This window comes from Streptomyces sp. HD, assembly GCF_028369295.1.
Taxonomy (GTDB): Bacteria; Actinomycetota; Actinomycetes; order Streptomycetales; family Streptomycetaceae; genus Streptomyces.
Genome location: NZ_JAQMYP010000015.1, coordinates 12,944 through 32,076, shown reverse-complemented (window position 1 = coordinate 32,076; position 19,133 = coordinate 12,944). Strand labels below are relative to the sequence as shown.

Annotated in this window: 19 protein-coding genes and 1 pseudogene; 9 read left to right on the top strand and 11 right to left on the bottom strand. The window is 69.5% G+C overall.

The window, feature by feature from the left end; all coding sequences use genetic code 11:
- Positions 1-45: 45 nt before the first annotated feature.
- The gene (locus POF73_RS16735) at positions 46-546 is read left to right on the top strand and encodes a DUF6174 domain-containing protein (RefSeq protein ID WP_272115913.1); all 501 of its coding nucleotides are present in this window, start codon (positions 46-48) and stop codon (positions 544-546) included.
- Here the strand turns inward: POF73_RS16735 and POF73_RS16730 are convergent.
- Positions 528-734, bottom strand: coding sequence for a hypothetical protein (locus POF73_RS16730; protein WP_272115911.1), 207 nt, complete (start codon positions 732-734; stop codon positions 528-530). The two genes, POF73_RS16735 and POF73_RS16730, sit on opposite strands and share 19 nt — an antisense overlap.
- A 22-nt stretch (positions 735-756) precedes the next feature.
- A complete protein-coding gene (locus POF73_RS16725; RefSeq protein ID WP_272115909.1) occupies positions 757-1,680 on the bottom strand; it encodes a winged helix-turn-helix transcriptional regulator in 924 nt (307 codons plus the stop codon).
- Between the two features lie 103 nt (positions 1,681-1,783).
- Between POF73_RS16725 and eno the strand changes: the two genes are divergently transcribed.
- Positions 1,784-3,064, top strand: a complete 1,281-nt coding sequence (gene eno / locus POF73_RS16720) for a phosphopyruvate hydratase (protein ID WP_272116113.1) — start codon at positions 1,784-1,786, stop codon at positions 3,062-3,064.
- Positions 3,065-3,309: 245 nt separating this feature from the next.
- Here the strand turns inward: eno and POF73_RS16715 are convergent, their stop codons facing one another.
- Positions 3,310-3,603, bottom strand: a complete 294-nt coding sequence (locus tag POF73_RS16715) for a hypothetical protein (RefSeq protein WP_272115907.1) — start codon at positions 3,601-3,603, stop codon at positions 3,310-3,312.
- 290 nt (positions 3,604-3,893) lie between these two features.
- Here POF73_RS16715 and POF73_RS16710 point away from each other — a divergent pair, with 290 nt between their 5' ends.
- Positions 3,894-4,490, top strand: coding sequence for a histidine phosphatase family protein (locus POF73_RS16710; protein ID WP_272115905.1), 597 nt, complete (start codon positions 3,894-3,896; stop codon positions 4,488-4,490).
- Between the two features lie 288 nt (positions 4,491-4,778).
- Here POF73_RS16710 and POF73_RS16705 read toward each other — a convergent pair whose 3' ends face one another.
- The 3 genes from POF73_RS16705 to POF73_RS16695 form a co-directional block, all read right to left on the bottom strand.
- Positions 4,779-5,132, bottom strand: a complete 354-nt coding sequence (locus tag POF73_RS16705; protein WP_272115903.1) for a hypothetical protein — start codon at positions 5,130-5,132, stop codon at positions 4,779-4,781.
- A gap of 157 nt (positions 5,133-5,289) precedes the next feature.
- Positions 5,290-6,048 carry a CbtA family protein gene (locus POF73_RS16700; RefSeq protein ID WP_272115901.1) on the bottom strand — a complete coding sequence of 253 codons (759 nt, stop codon included), beginning with the start codon at positions 6,046-6,048 and terminating at the stop codon, positions 5,290-5,292.
- Between the two features lie 21 nt (positions 6,049-6,069).
- Positions 6,070-6,291: a CbtB domain-containing protein gene (locus tag POF73_RS16695; RefSeq protein ID WP_272115899.1), complete on the bottom strand. Its 222-nt coding sequence runs from the start codon at positions 6,289-6,291 to the stop codon at positions 6,070-6,072.
- A 492-nt stretch (positions 6,292-6,783) separates the two neighbouring features.
- On the opposite strand from POF73_RS16695, the gene POF73_RS16690 reads away from it, so the two are divergent.
- From POF73_RS16690 to POF73_RS16675, 4 genes are all read left to right on the top strand, one after another.
- Positions 6,784-7,986 (top strand): cytochrome P450, encoded by a 1,203-nt coding sequence (locus POF73_RS16690; protein WP_272115897.1) that lies wholly within the window; start codon positions 6,784-6,786, stop codon positions 7,984-7,986.
- Between the two features lie 205 nt (positions 7,987-8,191).
- The gene (locus POF73_RS16685; protein WP_272115895.1) at positions 8,192-8,398 is read left to right on the top strand and encodes a hypothetical protein; all 207 of its coding nucleotides are present in this window, start codon (positions 8,192-8,194) and stop codon (positions 8,396-8,398) included.
- 81 nt (positions 8,399-8,479) lie between these two features.
- Positions 8,480-9,961 carry a M1 family metallopeptidase gene (locus POF73_RS16680; RefSeq protein WP_272115892.1) on the top strand — a complete coding sequence of 494 codons (1,482 nt, stop codon included), beginning with the start codon at positions 8,480-8,482 and terminating at the stop codon, positions 9,959-9,961.
- 59 nt (positions 9,962-10,020) lie between these two features.
- Positions 10,021-10,434, top strand: coding sequence for a hypothetical protein (locus tag POF73_RS16675; RefSeq protein WP_272115890.1), 414 nt, complete (start codon positions 10,021-10,023; stop codon positions 10,432-10,434).
- Positions 10,435-10,823: 389 nt separating this feature from the next.
- Here POF73_RS16675 and POF73_RS16670 read toward each other — a convergent pair whose 3' ends face one another.
- Both POF73_RS16670 and POF73_RS16665 read right to left on the bottom strand, forming a co-directional pair.
- Positions 10,824-11,540 (bottom strand): GH12 family glycosyl hydrolase domain-containing protein, encoded by a 717-nt coding sequence (locus POF73_RS16670; protein ID WP_272115888.1) that lies wholly within the window; start codon positions 11,538-11,540, stop codon positions 10,824-10,826.
- A gap of 136 nt (positions 11,541-11,676) precedes the next feature.
- The gene (locus POF73_RS16665) at positions 11,677-14,028 is read right to left on the bottom strand and encodes a sialidase family protein (RefSeq protein WP_272115886.1); all 2,352 of its coding nucleotides are present in this window, start codon (positions 14,026-14,028) and stop codon (positions 11,677-11,679) included.
- A gap of 997 nt (positions 14,029-15,025) precedes the next feature.
- On the opposite strand from POF73_RS16665, the gene POF73_RS16660 reads away from it, so the two are divergent.
- On the top strand, positions 15,026-16,405 hold the full coding sequence (locus tag POF73_RS16660) for a condensation domain-containing protein (protein WP_272115884.1): 1,380 nt from the start codon (positions 15,026-15,028) through the stop codon (positions 16,403-16,405).
- Positions 16,406-16,945: 540 nt separating this feature from the next.
- Here POF73_RS16660 and POF73_RS16655 read toward each other — a convergent pair.
- Positions 16,946-17,728: a hypothetical protein gene (locus POF73_RS16655; protein ID WP_272115882.1), complete on the bottom strand. Its 783-nt coding sequence runs from the start codon at positions 17,726-17,728 to the stop codon at positions 16,946-16,948.
- 121 nt (positions 17,729-17,849) lie between these two features.
- Here POF73_RS16655 and POF73_RS16650 point away from each other — a divergent pair, with 121 nt between their 5' ends.
- The gene (locus POF73_RS16650; RefSeq protein WP_334313607.1) at positions 17,850-18,113 is read left to right on the top strand and encodes a tetratricopeptide repeat protein; all 264 of its coding nucleotides are present in this window, start codon (positions 17,850-17,852) and stop codon (positions 18,111-18,113) included.
- Between the two features lie 7 nt (positions 18,114-18,120).
- Here the strand turns inward: POF73_RS16650 and POF73_RS16645 are convergent.
- Together POF73_RS16645 and POF73_RS16640 are read right to left on the bottom strand one after the other, a co-directional pair.
- A pseudogene (locus POF73_RS16645) lies at positions 18,121-18,462 on the bottom strand (NAD-dependent epimerase/dehydratase family protein); the annotation flags it as partial.
- 77 nt (positions 18,463-18,539) lie between these two features.
- Positions 18,540-19,043: a MarR family winged helix-turn-helix transcriptional regulator gene (locus POF73_RS16640; RefSeq protein ID WP_272115880.1), complete on the bottom strand. Its 504-nt coding sequence runs from the start codon at positions 19,041-19,043 to the stop codon at positions 18,540-18,542.
- Positions 19,044-19,133 lie beyond the last annotated feature (90 nt).

The window sequence follows — 19,133 nt, the reverse complement described above, 5'->3', positions numbered from 1 at the left end:
GGCGACCGGCGTCATAGCGGTAGCCGTTTCGAAGGGACTTCCGCCATGAGCGCCGTATCTCTCACCTCCCGCACCACCCGTGCCGTGTCCGGGGCCGTACTGGTCGCAGGGCTGCTCTGCGGGGTGGCCGCCTGCGGCGACGGGACGCAGAGCGTGCAGACGGAGGGGGTGGGGACGAAGAGCAAGGGGACGCAGAGTCGGGCCCCGTGGCAGGAGCCCGACTCGTACACCTACACGCTCCAGTCCAGCGCCGGGGAACGGACGTTGCTCGGCACCTTCCGGATCACGGTCCGCGACGGCGCCGTGGCCGAGGCGGTGGGCCTCGACGAGAGTGCCCGGCGGATCGTCAAGGACATCCCCGACGCGGTGCCCACCATCGGGGAGCTCCTCGACGAGCTGGAGCAGGCTCGGCGGGACGACGCGGACAGGGCCGAGGCGCGGTACGCGGCCGACGGGCACCCGGTGCGGATCTCCGTGGACTGGATGGAGAACGCGATCGACGACGAGGCGCTCTACGTCATCAGCGCCTACAAGCCCGCGAACTGACGGTCAGGGACGAGTGCGGCGGCCTGCTCGGCGGTGCGGGGACGGAACGCCGCCTTGGTGGGCCCCGGGCCGTCGAGCCGGCGGCCGCGCTCGATCAGCCGTCGGGAGACCTCGGAGGCCAACGGCTCCCGCGGCTCGGCCTTGATCCTCGCGAGCTCGGCCAGGGACTGCCTCACTTCGGCAGGCACGAGACGGCCGGATTCCTGTTGCTCACCGCACCACCGGTGAACCAGTGAGCCGGACGGCCAGGCGCAGGCTCTCGGCGACAGCGTGGGGGATGTCGACGACGGGGAACAGCGCATGCCGTACGGTCCGTTCGGCGTCGACCACCAGGATCAGGCGTTTGTGCCGCAGTCGGCCCGCGCCTCGGAAGGTCGGCAGCCGCAGGGCGGCGGCGAGCCGGTGGGCGGCGTCGGAGAGGAGGGCGTAGGGGACCTCCTCGGCGCGGGCGAACCGCTGCTGCTCGTGGACGAGTTGGGTGCTGACTCCCCGCACGTCCACTCCCGCCGCCCGAAACTCGGGCCAGGCCTCACGGAAGAGCCGGTTCTCCAGCGTGCAGCCGTCGGCGCCGGGGATGTCCTCGCCCCATACGACTCCGGTGCCGGGATAGGTGAACAGCACGGTCGCGGCGGCATCCGGGGAGACGAGGGGCAGGTCGGCGCCCTGCGTGCCGGACAGGTCGGCGCCCTGCGTGCCGGACAGGTCGGCGCCCTGCGTGCCGGGCAGTTCGAGGCCGTCGGGCAGTCGGGTGTCGGTCAGGGCGTGCACCCGGGCGTGCTCGGCGCTCTCGGTCCCGGCCGTCCCCGTGAGGCTTCCGTCCCCCAGGACCCACCGGTCACCCCAGTCCTGCATCGCGACGAGCAGCGGCAGCAGCGCGGCGCCGGCGTCGGTGAGCAGGTACTCGTAGCGCACCGGACGCCGCTGGTAGAGGCTGCGGCGCAGCACCCCGCTCGCGACGAGCCGGCCGAGCCGCTCCGTGAGGACCTTGCGGGACAGGCCGAGTTCGGCGGCCAGCGCGTCGAAGCGGACGTGTCCGCGGGCCACCTCGCGCAGCACCAGCACGTTCCACCAGTCGCCCAGAACCGTGGCGGCCTGGGCGATACCGCAGGTCTCGTCGGCGTTGTGCATCCTCATGCACCCATAGTAGGTTCCTTTTCGGAACTCACTTTGTTCCCCACTGGAACTTAGCCCCGTCGTGATGCGCGACGGACCGAACGTGAGGAGCTGCAGCGTGCCCGTGGTCATCAGCCGGGTCGTCGGACGCGAGATCATCGACAGCCGGGGCAACCCGACCGTCGAGGTCGACGTGGAGCTCTCGGACGGATCGCTCGGCCGTGCGGCCGTCCCGTCCGGCGCCTCCACCGGAGCCCGCGAGGCGGTGGAGCTGCGCGACGGGGACCCCGGCCGCTTCCACGGCAAGGGGGTGCGGCGCGCCGTCGACGCCGTCAACGACACCATCTCCGATGCCGTGGTCGGACTCTCCGCCGACGACCAGGCGACCGTCGACGCGGCACTGATCGACCTGGACGGCACGGCCGACAAGGCGCGTCTCGGCGCGAACGCGATCCTGGGCGCCTCCCTGGCGGCCGCCAAGGCCGCCGCGGCCTCCCACCGGCTGCCGCTGTACCGCTATGTCGGCGGGGTCGACGCCCGGGTACTGCCGGTGCCGATGATGAACATCGTCAACGGCGGTGCCCACGCCGACAATCCGCTGGACTTCCAGGAGTTCATGATCGCGCCCATCGGTGCGGCCACCTTCGCCGAGGCGGTCCGGATGGGCTCGGAGGTCTTCCACACCCTGCGCGGCAACCTGGTCGCCGCTGGACACAGCGTGAACGTCGGCGACGAGGGCGGCTTCGCACCCGACCTGCGCACCGCCGAGGAGGCGCTGGACTTCGTCGTACGCGCCATCGAGCAGACCGGTTACAAGCCGGGTACCGACATCACCCTGGTGATGGACCCGGCCACGTCGGAGTTCTTCCGCGACGGTGTCTACGACTACAAGGGCGAGGGCGTCCGCCGGACTCCGACCGAGCACGCCGACTACCTCGCGGCGCTGGTCGACGCCTACCCGGTCGCCTCCGTCGAGGACCCGATGGCCGAGGACGACCACGAGGGCTGGCGCGCGCTGACCGCGCGGCTCGGCGACCGCTGTCAGCTCACCGGCGACGACGTGTTCTGCACCAACGAGGCGCTGCTGCGCGCCGGGATCCGGGACGGCATCGCCAACTCGATCCTGGTGAAGGTCAATCAGATCGGCACCCTCACCGAGACGCTGGCCACCGTCGGCACCGCGCACCGCGCCGGGTACACCGTCGTGATGTCCCACCGTTCCGGCGAGACGGAGGACACCACCATCGCCGACCTCGCCGTCGCCACCGGCTGCGGCCAGATCAAGACGGGTTCGCTGTCGCGCTCCGACCGCACCGCCAAGTACAACCAACTCGTCCGTATCGAGGAGGAGTTGGGGACGCAGGCGCGGTACGCGGGGCGGGCGGCGCTGGGGTTGCGCCGCTGATCCACGCGACAGACCGGGCAGGGGCGCGATCCAGGGTCGTGGATCGGACCCCTGCCCGGTTTCCGAGGGGCAGTCAACCCGGCGGCATCCTCATCGCCCTGCGGCCGGTCAGCACGGCTCGCGGGACGCCGGTGCACTGCCGTCAGCGGGACCCCATGGACCGTGTGCCACGGCCCGTACTCCACCGGCAGGTCCCGCCTTTGGGGCACCGGTCCGGGCCGAGAGGCCCCGTTCCAGCACGCGCCTCAGAAGGCGCTGCTGTTGCACCCCATGTCGGAGCCCAGGTGGGTGCCGGCCTGTCCGCCGGCGTTGCCCTCACCGTTGAGCGCGTTGCCCAGCGCGCCGTTGAGGACGCCGACCTGGCCGAGGACGTCGACATTCAGGTCGTGCGACTTGCAGTTGGAGCTCTGCAGGACGCTGACCTGGCCCCCGCCTTTGCCGCCGCCGTCGAGACCCTGGGCGTTGGCCGTACCGGCGCCCAGCAGTCCGACGCTGCCGAGGGCGACGGCCAGGACGGCAGCCTTGCGAAGCTTGTGCATGTCTTTCTCCGATGGAGTGAGGTGGGTGCGATCCGTGCGGGATCGACTTCGTACAGTGATGAGAGGGTAATTGGAAAAGTCGCAATATATCCCCCTGCCACGCCGAGGGCTCGCGATCTTGCTCCACTCAGATGAACGGCAGGGCCAACCAGGCGGCGGGTGACTCGGCGAGCAACTGCCCCCGCACTTCGACAAGGTGGTACCCGAGGGCTACGGAACCGGGTGCCGAGCAGCGCCAACTGCGCACCGGGCGCCCCCTCCACCCGACCACCGGCAGAAAGATGAGCCAGATGACCAGCCGCGTCACCTTCGTCTCCCCCGCGATGAACCCCTCGCTGCGTCGGCCCCGTTTCGACGACGGGACGACCTCGCTCGACGACATCGGCATGGCGCAAGCGCGCGCGGCGGCCGGGGTGCTGCCACCCGCTGCCCTGGTGGTCCTGTCCCCCAGCGTGCGCTGCCGGGAGACCGCCGAGGCGCTGGAACTCGGGGCGGGCGAGCCGAGTGTGGAGCTCGCCGGGCTGGACGTGGGCCGTTGGCGGGGCCTTGCTCTTGACGAGGTCAGCGGCGCCGAGCCGGCGGCGGTCGGTCAGTGGCTCGCCGACCCCGCGTCCGCGCCGCACGGCGGGGAGTCCGTGCGGGACCTGTGCCTGCGGATCGGGCGGTGGCTGGACGGCGCGGCGCGGACGGAGGGCCGTACGGTCGCCGTGGTGGAGCCCGACGTCGTACGGGCCGTGGTGGTGCAGGTGTTGGACGCGCCGGCGGCGGCCTTCTGGCGGGTCGACGTGCCGCCGTTGACGGCGACGGCGATCAGCGGGCGGTCCGGGCGCTGGAACCTCGGCCTGGGACAGCCGTTGCACGCGCGGGGGGCCGACAACGACGGGTGAGGGCGGGAAGGTTCGCGAGGGCACGGCGGGTTTCAGACCTCGGATCGCGAGAGCGCGGCGGGTTCAGACGCTCGGGTCGCGAGGACACGGCGGGTTTCAGACCTCGGGTCGCGAGGACACGGCGGGTTTCAGACCTCGGATCGCGAGAGCGCGGCGGGTTCAGACGCTCGGGTCGCGAGGACACGGCGGGTTTCAGACCTCGGGTCGCGAGGACACGGCGGGTTTCAGACCTCGGGTCGCGAGAGCGCGGCGGGTTCAGACGCTCGGGTCGCGAGGACGCGGCGGGTTTCAGACGCTCGGGTCGCGATGACGACGCAGCAGCGCCGCGATGGCGCAACGCAGACAGCCCGGGTCCGTGTTCGTCTCCCCCGGCACGTCGGCGGCCCGGCACGTCCCGGAGCAGTCCGACGACGGTCTCCCGGCCGGCGCACCAGGGCCCGCCTCCGGAGCGGCGATCAGGGTCTCCAACTCCCTCAGCAGTTCCTCGGTGCGCTTCGCCTGCTGGGCGAGTACCCGCACCCGGGCGCTCTGGCCGCCGATCTGCCGTCGGCTCGCGATGAGTTGCCGGTACTCCTCCGGCGTCAGGGCGACGGCCTCACGGCCGCCCAGGGTGATACGGCGGGGCTGAGGGTGCTTGGCCACGGGGGTCCTCCGCTGCTCGCCTCGGTCGTCCCCGTCCCGTCGGTGCGGTCGCTCGGATCGTCGGGTCATGTCCTGGCCGGGGGTCGGTCGGATGTCCGAAGAACGCGAGAGGGCCCCCGGATGGTTCCGCGGGCCCTCGCGCATGGTCGCGTCCTGATCAGCCGGAGGCGGCCGCCGTCGAAGCCGACGCCGCAGCGGCCGGCCCGGGGTTCAGCAGCCGCTCGGCCAACTCGCCGAAGACGAGCCCGAACCCTGCCCACAGGGTGGCCTGCATGGCCAGCGCGGAGAGCCGGAACCGCCACAGCACGGTGGCCGGGAAGTCCGCGGGCACCTCGTTGACGACCGGCAGGAACGCGTACGCCACCCCGATCGCCAGCGCGAACGCGAGGACCGCCGCCACGGTCGCCCACCAGTTCCCGAACCGCGGGGCGAGCCGCTTGCCCAGGATGGTCGCCGCGATCGCGAGGAGCACGCTCAGCACCATCATCAGGAAGTACAGCGTGGTCCGCTTGCCGATGGTGTCCGGGTCACCGACGGCCGGCGGGTTGGCCGGGTACTTCAGGAACGGCACGACATAGACGGCGAGCAGCGCGCAGCCGGACAGCAGCAACGCGGTGGCCCGCGGGGTGAACCGGCCGACGCGACCGAGGGCGAAGCAGTAGACGAGGGCGGCGATACCGCCGAAGGCGACCCCGTAGATCAGCACACCGGTGGCCAGGCCGGCGGTGGACTGAAGACTGCGGGAGACGAGTTCGACCTCGTGCTCGTGCGCGGGAGCGTGCGCCTCCTCGAAGCCGATCGCCTTGTCGACACTCGGCTCACCGAGGAAGTAGGCGGCGACCAGCGCGAGCACACCCGCACCGAGACCCGCCAGCATGCCCCGCACGAGCAGGTTTCTTACGATTGCGGAGTTCATGAGGGTGGTGACTCCGCGGGGTCAGTGGCAGGGGAAGCCGAGCAGATGGCGGGCGTCGTGCACCCACTCGTGGACGTCCTCGCCGGAGACGACGGCGGTGGCGCCCTGCTCGGCGCCGACGAAGTACAGCAGGACCAGCATCAGGATGCCGAAGAAGACCGCCCACGGGACGATCGCGCCGATCGGCAGCTTGGCGGGGAGAGCGGGGGTGGTGGCGGTCGGCTGAGCTACATGCTGGGCCATGGCAGGGCCTCCTTAAGGGAGTTCGCGTCCCATCTCGGTGGTGCACATGACGACGGCTACGGGTCTGACTCGCCGCCCCGTTCCCAGGGACCGGCACACAGTGGCGCGACCGTGCCGGATTCCCACCGGCTTCCGTTCTGCCGTCGTCGATATCGAACCGACCCTACTCTTCGTCCGGTACATGCCCAATGCCCAGCGAGCCGACCGCCCTCCGCTCTCACCCAACCCTTACCTGCGCCGGCCTCCGCAATCACCGCACCGGCAGACGCAGGGGCGCCTCACCGACTGCCGTCCGGGAGGGCCACCTTGTGGGACCGCATCACCTTCACCGCCATCCATTGCAACGCAACGTTGCATTCAATTCTCTCGCCATTGCATCAATTTCCTGGCACGCACCTGGGAAGATGCGCTTTACGTGATTGACGCTTTCATAAACGCAACGTAGCTTTCGAGCATCGTCAAACACGTGATGCCGCGAGATGAGGAATGGCCATGAGCGAGTCCGTCCACACCGTCACGACGCTGCCGACGACGCGTCGGTCCGGCTGCCCCTTCGACCCTCCGGCGGAGCTGACCGAAGCCCGCCGCCACGGACCCATCAGTCGCTTCACCCACCCCGGCGGAAAACCCGGCTGGCTGATCACCGGGTACGACCTGGTCAGGTCGGTCCTGGCCGACCCGCGGTTCAGCTCGCGCAAGGAGCTTCTGAACGTCGTGGACTTCGAGCTTCCTCCCGCGCCGCCCGGCGAGTTCCTCCTCATGGACGACCCACAGCACCGGCGCTACCGCCAGCCGCTGGCGGGCAAGTTCACCGTACGGCGGATGCGTCTGCTCACCGAGCGCATCGAGCAGATCACCGCCGACTGTCTGGACGCCATGGAGCAGGCCGGGCCGCCGACGGACCTGGTGACCGCATTCGCCAAGCCCATCCCCACGATCGTGATCTGCGAGTTGCTGGGCGTGCCGTACGAGGACCGGGGCTCCTTCCAGGAGCAGATCGACACGTTCATGGGCGGGGAGACGAGCGACGAGGAGCTGATAGCGGCCTACACGGCGACCCAGGAGTACCTCGCGAAGCTGGTCGCGGCCAAGCGCGCGAACCCCACCGACGACGTGCTCAGCGAACTCACCGACAGCGATCTGACCGATGAGGAGTTGAAGGGGATCAGCCTGATCCTGCTGGCGGCCGGTTTCGACACCACCGCGAACATGCTGTCCCTCGGCACCTTCGCGCTGCTGCAGAACCCGGCGCAACTGGCCGCGCTGCGCGCCGACCCCGCGCTCACCGACAAGGCCGTGGAGGAACTGCTGCGGTATCTGAGCGTCGCCAAGACGTTCATGCGGACGGCCCTTGAGGACGTCGAGGTGGGCGGCCTGACCATCGAGGCCGGCACGACGGTCGTGCTGTCCTTCAACACCGCCAACCGCGACCCCGAGCGCTTCACCGACCCCGACGTGCTCGACCTGCGGAGGCAGGACACGAGCGGGCACCTGGCCTTCAGCCACGGCATCCACCAGTGCCTGGGTCAGCAACTGGCCCGCGTCGAGATGCGGGTCGCGTTCCGCGCGCTGGTCGACCGTTTCCCCACGCTGCGCCTGGCCGTACCGGCCGAGGAGGTCGGCCTGCGTCCGGAGACCGCGGACATCTACGGGGTGAAGAGCCTGCCGGTCACCTGGGACAGGGAGAAGTCATGAGGACGGCCGCGTACTCCTGCCGCACCCGAATCATGCCCCGATGACCAGGTCCTCCAACCGCGGCTGGTTTGGCAGGCTACGCCCTTCACTGCGACTAATCGCCGCATAAGTAAAGAGGCATTGATCGGGCTGCCCTGCCTTGCAGAGTTTCACCAGAGGGATCAGAAGGCCCAGAAGGGGAAGAAGGGATCCGAAAGAAGTGACATTGAAGTGGACTCCTCGCCGGGCCGCAGGCTTCCTGACCGTGGGCGGCGTCGCCGCAGCACTCCTCGTCGGCCCGGCCGCCATCGCCCGGGCGGACGCAGTCACCCCGCAGTGCGCCGACGGCTGCATCCCGTCCGTTCCGGACGGTTTCCAGGTGTCCTCCGCCACGGGTGTTGCGACTACCGACGGCAACTACGACCCGTACTAGGCACACCGTCACGTCATGATCCGAGGCGCCCTGCCGAACTCTTCCGCGGGGCGCCTCCGTCCTGCAGCCGGAAGGTTTTTGATGAACCCACAGGTAAAGCCCCGCCTTGCCCTGCACCTCGCCCTCGCCGCCGCGATCACCGTGACCGCCGCCCTCACCGCCCCCGCGGCCGGTGCCGCGCCGGCCGCGGGCCGCGACTCGGTCCCCGTCCCCGGTGGCGCCGGGCTCGGCGACCCGCTCTTACCCCTCGACGGCAATGGCGGCTACACGGTGAACCGCTACCTCCTCGACTTCGACTGGCAGGCGCCGAGAACACCGTTCGAGGCGCAGGCCACCATCCAGGCCACCGCCACCAAGGAACTGTCCAGCTTCAACCTGGACTTCGCGGGCAACACCCTTCACAAGGTCACCGTGAACGGCGTCCCGGCCGAAGCTGTGCGCGAAGGCGACGAACTGGTCGTCACGCCCTGGCTGGCGCTGCCGCGCAACGGCGCCTTCACCGTCACGGTCACCTACACCGCCGACCCCACGCAGATACGCCACCGTGACGACGCCATCGAGGACTACGGCTGGATACCGACGCCCAACGGCACCGCGCTGTACCCGCAGCCCAACGGCGCGAAGATGATCTTCCCGTCGAACGATCACCCGAGTCAGCGTGCACCCGTCACCTTCCGCATCTCCGCACCCGCCGGACTGACCGCGGTGGCGAACGGCAGACTCGTCTCGCGTGAACCGCTCCCCGGCGACCGGGAGCGCTGGACGTACGACTCCGAACAGCCGGTCTCCACCCAGCTGGTGCAGATGGCCGTCGGCAAGCTGACCCCCGTCGACCGGCCGACCACCGGCGGCGTCCCCCTTCGCGACTACGTACCCGACGACCTCGTCGAGCGGACCGACGCGTATCTCGACCTCACCCCGAAGCACCTCGACTGGCTCGAACAGCGCCTCGGCGCCTACCCCTTCAAGAGGTACGGCGTGCTGGTCGGGGACACCGACCTCTCGGTCGCACTGGAGACGCAGACGCTCTCGCTGGTCCCCAAGGCCGAACTGCTCGGCACCGCGGTGGACGCCGAGCGCACTCTCGTCCATGAGCTGGCCCACCAGTGGTTCGGCGACAGCGTTGCGCTGCGCACCTGGTCGGACCTGTGGCTCAGCGAGGGCCATGCCCGCTTCTACGAGCGCCTCTACTCCGAGGAGCACGGCGGCGACAGCTTCGAGGCCGCCATGAAGACGGCGTACACGAACCACAACCTGTGGCGCCGCGACTTCGGCGCCCCGGCCGAGCCCACCGAATCCAACCTGTTCAAGCGGATGCGCTACGACGGCTCGGCCCTCGTGCTCTACGCGCTGCGCGAGAAGGTCGGCGCCGAGAACTTCCAGAAGATCGAGCGGGCCTGGCTCACGAACTACCGCGGAAAGACCGCGAGCACCCAGGACTTCATCAATCTGGCATCCGCGACGACGGGCGAGGACATGGAGTCCTTCCTCCGCCCCTGGCTGTACGGACCCACGACACCACCCATGCCGAACCACCCCGACTGGGTGGCGACCACGCCGTAAGGCGTGGGGCGAGCCCTGCGGCTACCGGGCGGCTGCTCCCGGCAAGTGTCGTCCCCCGCGTGATCACGGCGCTCCGCTCCTCGGTCACGCGGGCGGCCGACGCCACGAACGCACGGATGGTCGCGTTCTCCCGGGTCGACCGCCAGACCGGGACCACCACCATGGGCGGCATGTCGAGCACGGGGACGACGGCGAGGCCGGGAAAGGGCACCTGGTCCAGGAGGTTGGCGACCGTCAGGTGCAGACCGCGGCCCCTCGCCACCAGCGCGAGCATGCGCCGACTGACCGCGCTGCTGGCGGTGCTGCTCTGCGTGGCCGTCACCGCGGCGGTACTGGCGCTGCGTGCGCGGGACGAGCTGACGCGCCAGCCCGCCGTGCACCGGCCAGAACAACAGCGGCCCCCGGCCACGCCCGCTCCACGCGTCCGCGTACCCGTGAAACGCCCACACCGTACGCCTCGCCGAACAACGTGAGGGCGCCCAGAGTCCGTGTGGTGTGCGGGCGACCGCGGCCCGGCAGTCCGCCGCCGTCATGCGCCGTGGGCGAGCCGGCGTCTTGTCCAACCGCTGGGCACCCGCCTTCGGTGCGGCAGACGCGTCACCGTCATCAAGAACTCTACGGATCTTGTCGCTTTCTGCGGGACGCCTGCAGGGCGCCGGAATTACCACTCCTCCGTGGCCACGTGGGAGCGCCGACCGGAGAGCTGTCTTCTGCAGTGATGCAGCGTGTGGTCATGACGATGCCGCCCTGTGGAGAGGCGGGCGCTGCTCCCGGGCCGCCCGACTCTCCGTACGGAGAGTCGGGCGGTACTTCCCGGCAGAGGGCGGCCGGTCACCGGTCCGTCCTTCTGCTTGTGGCGGCGTCAGAAGCCCACAGCGCCCCAGGAGTGAGCCGTGTAGTCGCCCGGCCCGAATTCCCAGCCGGCCATGACGCTGTTGAGGTAGTGGTCGTTGGTGTAGAAACCCCTGTTCAGGCCGTAGTTGAAGAACGGGGTGAGGCTGCCGGACCACCAGCCGGACTTGCTCCTGTCCAGGAAGCTGAGGGTATGGCCGCCGTTGCTCCAGGTGTACTCGTAGATGTCCCAGGTGCGGCCGCCCAGGCTGACGTTGGTCGCGGCCGGGATCGCGTTGCCGTTCGCGTCGTAGTGGTCGGCCAGCGGCTTGGTGTTGTACCAGTTGAGCCAGATCATCAGCTCGGTCTTGGAGTTGCGGTCGGTCGGCGCGGGGTACGGGTCGATGAAGATGTCGTACGCGGCGTCGTAGTACGAGCCGGACTTCGGGTATGCCGACTGGCTGAACCACGTGTTGTTGGTGGGGCTGACGTCGCGGATCTTCTTGGGGAGTGTGGTCACCGGGGACGTCCAGCCCCAGTCCTTGCCGTTGACCATGGCGACGAAGCCGGTGCCTGTCGAGGAGTTCACACCCCAGGAGTTGTCGTTGCTGTACCACGTCGAGGCGTTGCCGCCGGTCGCGTAGTGCTTGAACCAGTACGTCTGTGACGCTGCCACTGCCGAGTTCGGCAGGGTGAAGACGAGAGCCAGAGCCGCGAGAAGCGCGGCCCAGCCGCTACGGAATTTCATCAGCCCTCCGGAATGTGTGCTGAGTGGGGGGATCACACGGGAGAGGAGAAGTCCGTCGTCCTGCCATGGTGGCAGGGCCACGTCGGTCTCCCCTTCGGGACGGCGGGTGCGGAGCGGGGCGCCCGGGAGGCGAACCTCACTTCGGGTCGCCGTAGATGACTCCGCGTCCGTTGGTCCCGAAGTAGACGCGACCGTGGACCCGGGGGTCTCCGGTCATGGTGTTGCCGGTCCAGGCGTACTGGTGCCGGTCGTCGTTGATGCGGACCCAGCGCCGGCCCGCGTCGTCGGACCGGAAGATGCCGCGCACGCCGCGGATCTTGGAGCTGGTGTACACGGCGGGGTATTCGGCGCCGGGCGCGGCCTTGCCGAATCCGACGACGTCGCCCTCGTCCACCGCCGTGAACCTGGTGAAGGACGTTCCGGAGTCGGTCGACCGCCACAGCCCGTACGGTGTGGGGGTGGTGGGCTTGTTGGTGCCGCCGGCCAGCCAGATGTCGCCCTCGTGGCCCGGTACTGGCTTGAAGCGGACATTCCCCGCGGTGGGCAGACCGGTCGCCGCCGTGGCCTCGAAGCTCTTGCCGCCGTCCGTGCTGAGGTAGAAGACGCCGGCGTCGTAGGCGTAGAACTTCGCCGGGTTCACCCGGTCGGAGCGCACGGGGGCCCCGGCCGGCAGCCCCTTCGACGCCGTCCAGGTCGCTCCGTGGTCGTCGGACCAGCTGACCGGCGCACCGGCCGGTGACCAGACGATCCGCCTGCCGTCGGCGCTGATGGCGACGGCCTGGTCGTCGACTCCGGCCCCGGTGACGCCGGAGGGCTCACTGCCCGACGGCTTCCAGGTGTCGCCGCTGTCGGTGGAAACGGCGAAGTGCTGGGTCCAGCCGCTGGTGGGGTTGCCGACCCGCACGATGGTGTGGGGCGCCAGCTCCGCGTAGTCCAGGGCAGGGGTTGCGCCGAAGGTCGGGCTGTCGTACATCTTCGGCGCCTTGCGGAAGTCCATGTGCCGGAAGCCGCCGACATCGCCCACGCCGGAGAAGAGGTGCGCCGCCCCGGCGGGCGGGCTGATCACACAGGTGACCGCGGTTTCCTCCAGCCCCTGGGCCCGTACGGACAGGTGCACGGTGCCGCCGCTGTCCCAGTCGGACAGGTTGTCGGCGCCGTAGATCGTCGCGCCGGTTCCGTACATGAAGTGGTCGGAGTCGAAGGGGTCGATCTGGACGGACTCCATCATCCAGCCCAGCTTCGGTGCGATCTCGGGCAGCGACGGCGAGGCGTTCCAGGTCAGCCAGGGGGCGGCGGAGATGTCGATGTCGTAGCGCAGGGTGCGCTCGGAATTCGGGCCCAGTTCCCATGCGGGGGTCCAGTTCGCGCCGCCGTCGGTGGAGCGGAAGAGGATGCAGTCGGGGGACCACTTGACCTGGGTGGACACCATCAGGGTGTCCGGGTTCTGCCGGTCGATGGTCAGGCCGCTGTAGCCGTACTTGTTGTCGTCGCTGGTGGACGGGACCGGGCTGATGCGGGTCCAAGTGTCGGTGGCGGTGTCCAGCTTCCACACGTCGCCCTTGGACCCGTCGTAGGGGCCGGCGGTGTCGCTGGTCGCCAGGTACAGGTAGCCGCCGACGTGGTCGAAGACCGCGTGGTGCGGGATGAAGCCGGTGGGCTGCCCGGGTACGCGTTCCCAGGTCGCTCCCGCGTCGGTGGACCGGTACAGGATGTTGTCCTTGTCGGCGACGGTGACGTAGAGGGTCCGGGTGGCCCTGCCCGCTCTGCCGGTGCGCTTGTCGAAGACGACTTGCAGCACGCCCAGGTTGTCGCCGTTGTAGCCGTCGGGGTCTGTGGGGTCGATGACGAAGTTGCCCGCGTTGGGAAAGCTCGTCACCTTCGCGAACGTCTTGCCGTGGTCGGTGCTGCGCCACAGCCCGTGGCCCCCGCGCACTCCCAGGTAGAGGATCCTGTTGCGGTGGGGGTCGATCACCAGCCGCTCGCCGATGCCCCGGCCGGGCATGTTGCCGCCCAGCCGGAACGGCAGGGGAGTGGTCTTCCAGGTGCGGCCGCGGTCGGTCGAGCGCAGGATCGCCGCCATGCTCGGGTCCCATTCGGGCATGGTGTAGGTGCCCGCCGCCAGGTAGACGCGGTCGGGGTCGACCTCGTCGGTGGCGATGCTGATGATGCCGCTGTGTCCGTACTCGTCCCAGCCGATCCAGTCGGTGAGGGGAATCCACCGCCGGGACGCCGTGTCGAGGCGGTAGGCGCCGCCGATGTCGGTTCGGGCGTACACCAGTCCGGGTTCGCACTGGTTGAAGACGATGCCCGTGACGAAGCCGCCGCCGACTATGTCCGCGTTGCGGAAGGTGTAGGGCGTGCGTCTGGGCTTCCCGGCCGCGGGGGCGGGCGCGGCGGAGGCAGCGGAGGGGGCGAGCACAGGGAGTGCGGCCGCGGCCGCGCCGGCGGCCAGCAGTCCTCGGCGGGAGAGGTGCGGGGCATGGGGCATGACGGGTCCTTGCCTTTCGGGCGTGCGGGAAAAGTCAGGTAACCCGGCTCCGTGACCGCTCCGTTGGGGAGTCTGACGGACGCGATGTCCGGATTGCCGACCGTGCTGGGGCCGTGGGCGGGCAGGGCGGCGGTCAGGTCCTTCTTGCTGCTCAGGACAGCCCGGCGGTTCGTCTTCGAGGCTCATGCCGTTTGCCGCCCTTCGTTTTCGTGAGATCCGACCGGCGGTAGGAAAGCTGTGTCGATGCGCTTCGATATTTCGGTGAGACTAAGACCGTGTTTCCGGGCACGACAACGGGCCGTCCAGGTCACTTTTCGGTAACAGGCACGGCCAAAGGTGATTGCCCGCTCCGGCCTCCATGCGGCTTTTACCCAGGTGAACTGTCCTCTGGGCGAACTCTCAGAGAGGAACGTCAACGCTCGGAGAACGGCTTGCGGCGGCTGGACGAGACGTGATTGACGCAGGGCTCAGCGCGAGATCAAACGTTGAAGCGCTTCGACGTCATGACATGCAATCGAGGAAAGCCGTACGCCGCCCCGCCCGAGCCGCCCACCAACGACCTGCCGTTCCACGACCCTGCGCCTGCTCCCCCTCGCACAGCGAGTCGACGACCTGATCTCCCGGCTGACGCTCCTCCGCCTCCCCGCGGGCACCGACGGCCGGTACGACTGGCGCACGGTCAGCGCGCCGATGCCCGCGGAGGTAGCCGGGGTGCACGATCTGCCGCATCTCGCTCTGCGGCCTGACACGGTGACGGCCGGACGCGGCAGAAACCGTCCGCCGCTGCCGCGTTCCATGCCTTCCGAGCATTGACTCACGCGGTCCGCGTGAACCTATCCTCTGCCTGAAGATGGGGCGCCCGCGCTCCGGCCGCGTCGTCGTACCGCCGTACGGCGTGGGGGATCGAGGGCCTCCACGCCGTCCGGTCGGCGGACTTGCGGCACGCACTACGAGACGCGGCGCGCCGCCGACGTAGCGGAGGAGGGCCGGGGCGGGTATGCGACAGATCGCGCGCCATGACGTCGTCTTCGTCGCCGGCACCGCTGGAGAGCACGAACTGACGTGGTCGCAGAAGGCCCATGCACGCGAGGGATGCCACCCCCATCTCCACGGCCCCCTCAACAGGAACGTACGGATGGGGCGGGCACTCGACGGCACGCCCGACATGGCCGCGGTGCTGCATGCCTTCGCCGTGGTCATGGCCCACTTCGAGGCGCTGCGCACGCTGTATCCACCTGACGCGGACGGGCACCCGCGCGCGGTCGTCGTGGCCTCCGGGGTGCTCCAGGTCGACGAGTACGCCTCCGACGCCCCGGCGACCTACGACGAGCTGAGCGCCTTCACCTTCCGGCTGGCCGAGCCCGGATTCGCCCCGGACGACCTGCCGTTGCGGGCCGCCGTCGTCACCGCGGACGGCAGGCCCATCCACATCGCGCTGTCATTGCACCACTTCTCGGCGGACACGACGGCCGCCCGGATCGTGGCCGAACGCATAGCCCGACTGTCCGCCGATCCGGGCGCCGACCTCGGTTCGGGGTGGCAGCCGCGGCAGATCGCGCGCTTCGAAGCCAGTCCCTCGGGGCTGCGCCACGCCCATCGTGTCGACACCCATGACCGGGCCATGCTCCGTCAGTCCGTCATGCCCGAACTCCACGCGCCCGCGAGCAGCGACGGGGACGCCGTCTACAACTTCGTATGCCTCGACTCGGCGGCGGTCGCGCTCGCGGCAGCCGGTCTGGCGACGCGGTACCGGACATCCGTGGCCGCCGTCCTGCAAGCCGCGTACGCGTGCGCGCTCGCCGAGCACCTCGGCATCGGCAACTGCGTGTTCAACACCGTGATGGCCAATCGGCAGACCGCCTTCGCCCGCGAGGCGGTGGCCCATATCGCCGGCAGGGTCCTCGTCCCGGTCGACACGTCCCTGGGCAGCGACCGGTTCCCGGCGCTGTGCCGGGCCGTCGACGCGACGCTCGTCAGGTCCTCCTCCGTCAGCCTGCGGGAGCCCGACCGCTATGCCCGATCCCTGGCCGAGGTCTCCGCCGAACTGGGCCGCTCCGCGCACAACCCGTACGTGGTCAACATCCGCCCCATAGCGCCCCGCACGCTGATCCGAGCTCGCGCGGACAGGGCACAGCAGGACATCGAGCGAGCCATGGAATCGAGCCGTTACAGACGATTCCCCAAACCTGTCGACCCGTACTCCGGAAAGCTCTGCTTCGTTGTGTGGGGTATGTCCGAGACGGCCGGAATTAGTCTCGGGACTGATGCGACGTCGTTCGACGCGACGGATCTCGAACAGATACTCCTCTCCTTCGAGAGGCGGCTGGTCGGAGCCGCGATCGGCGGTCACGCCGCACGGAACGGCTCCTTCAGGTGAACCAGTGCGCAAAGGGGACGCGCACGAGGCACGGACGGCGCGTGTAGTGACCACTGGGAAACCCGGTGCGGGTGTTGGTCAGGAACCAATCGCAACAGCCGCTCAAACGCACGCGCTTCAACGGGTCCCTCACGAGGGAAGGCGCGTTCCACGCGCCTCTTCTGTTTGCTGCCGCCGTGCTGGACTCCCCCCCGTCCGCCAGGGCAGCGCCCCACGATGCGGGAGCCACCCAGTTGGCGAACCCGCAGGTCAGGAGCCCTTAGCCACCGGCTCAAGGATGGCAACGCACTCCACATGATGCGTCATCGGAAACATGTCGCCCTGAACGCAAGCGTTAAAACAGCAGGTCAGAGAGGCTTTCGGATCCCGAATGAGGGCCAGCGGGCGTCCGAAGCGTCAAATGAGCGTCACGGCCGTACGTCGGTTCGGCACGGACAACCTGGCGTGGCATGGCTACCCGCAGTACGGCAGTACCTCCCGTGGTACGGAGCCTCACGCGGTGGAGTCGTGTCGGTGTGCCCACTGTGGACCCGCCGCGCGTCAGTCAGCGGGGGGGGGCTCTGTCCCCTGCATGTCGTGATCGATTCCAGCATGCAGGGTGCGGCCGCCCGACGGGATCACCTCGACGAGGCGTTCCTCCTCCGCTTGGGAAAGGTCCGTGAAGAGTCGAATGGACGTGTTCACGAGCTCCAGTAGGGGGACACTGCCGCGGGGTGGTTTTACCGAGGCGGTCCGGGTGGAGAAGTTGTACCTCACCGATACGCCACTTGGCGGCAGGGCTGCTTCGAGTGTCCTGACCAGGGTTCCAGGTCCGAGAGATTCACTGAGGTGGCGGAGACGGTCCCCATGCAAGGCGCCCACCTCTCCTTCGTACGCCACCTTTCCGCCACCGTTGACCAGTGTGATGGCCTTGAGGGTCAGCCCTAGGAGCGGCAGACGATTGCCGACCTCGTCGAGGGCCGGCAGTTCGTACGCCGCTCGTGCCGCCGCCGATGTCAGGTGGTCGACCTTCTGTGCGAGCGTGAGAACGAAGCCGGGCGCGTCGAAGCTCAGGACTCCCTCGCCCGTAGTCCAGTGCAGGGGGGCTGCGCCACGGCGAGCGGCGACGGAGGAGGGGGCTACGCCGCATACCCGGGCGTTCCATGTGCTCATCGCGGCGCGCATGAGGTGCTGGAGATTGTCGGTGGCGGTGATCCTGCCGTGCCGCAGCAGATCGGTCAGAGTGATCTCACGGGCAATACGGCTCCAGAAGTTGCCATCAGGGATCTCCTGGCCTTCGAGGAGGTAAGGCGGCCAGGGCCTCCTTGACGAGCGCCATCTCAACGGCCCGTTCCACAACGGCGGCTGGCTGCGCTTCGACGGCTCCCGCCTCGCCGAGGAACGCGGCGCCCGCTACCTCCAACTCGGCCGCCTCGACCTCGCCGAGAAGGCCCTCACCACCGCTTTGAGCCAGGACGTGCTCGCCTCCGGGCAGTCCTTCCGGCGCCGCGGCGCCGTCCTGACCGACCTCGCCTCCATCGGCGCCAAGCGCCACCACCCGGACCAGGTCCTCACCTACGGCCGCGAGGCCCTGCAGCTCGCCCGAGCGACGTTCTCCGGATACGTCGCCCGTGAACTCCAGGGGCTACGAACCGACCTCGGCCCCCTCGCCCGCGACGCCCGCGTGGTCGAACTGGGCGCCGAGATCGACACACTGTGCACGACGTGACGAGAGGGGAAGGAAGGACGCGGGGTGGGGTGGACGATTCGGCGCAGGCCCGCGCGATGGTCCGGGTTCCCAGTGCGCGGCTGCGGCGGATCTCCTCTTTGTACGCGGCGCTCCAGCGCTTGTCTCCGACCCCGGCGCCGGCCAGGTGCACGACGGCGTCCACAGTGTCCAGCGCACCGGGCTGGACGCGGCCTCCGATCGGATCCCAGTGCGCCGCCTCGCTGCCGTCCCCCGCGGGGCGTGCCGACCGGTCGCGGACGAGGCGAACGACCTGGTGGCCGTCGGTGAGGAGCGAGTGGGTGAGGGCGGATCCGATGAGTCCGGTGGACCCGGTGATCGCGACGCGCATGGCGTCCTCCCGAACGGGCTTGGGCAGGTGGCCTTGTGGCCACCTGGGACGGTTGTCGGACTTCGAGGTTCTCGGAGTCAGCGGCGATGCCACGGCAGGGCCGACGGGTAGGCGTCCTCCTCACCGGCCTGCTTGAGGGAGGCGACCACACTGGCGGTGATGGTGGCGAGCTGCTCCACCTGTTCAGGGCTGAGGGCGTCGAACACCACGCGGCGGACGGCAGTCACATGGCCGGGGGCGGCCTTGGTCATCAACTCCCTGCCGGCCTCGGTGAGTTCGGCCAGCTGTCCCCGTCCGTCAGCCGGATCCTCCCGGCGCCGCACATAGCCCGACTCCTCCAGGCGGATCACCGCGCGCGTGAGGCGGCTGCGGGTGAACTTCAACTGCTCGGCGAGCAAGGACATCCCCAGGGCGCGGTCGGGTGCCACGGACAGGCGGGCCAGGAGGCTGTAGTCCGCGTGTGTCATGGCCGCGTCGCGCCGCAACTGCTGATCGAGGTAGTCGCTCAGCAACGTCGAGCAGTCGAGGAGGTTGATCCAGGCGCGCAGCTCCTCGGGAGTGAGCCAACGGGGGGATGTCATGCCGACCACTCTAACCGAGATGTTTGTCTGCTCAAACACTTTGGAGTAGCGTCCCCGGTGTTTGAGGAATCAAACGCCTGTCTTTCTGGC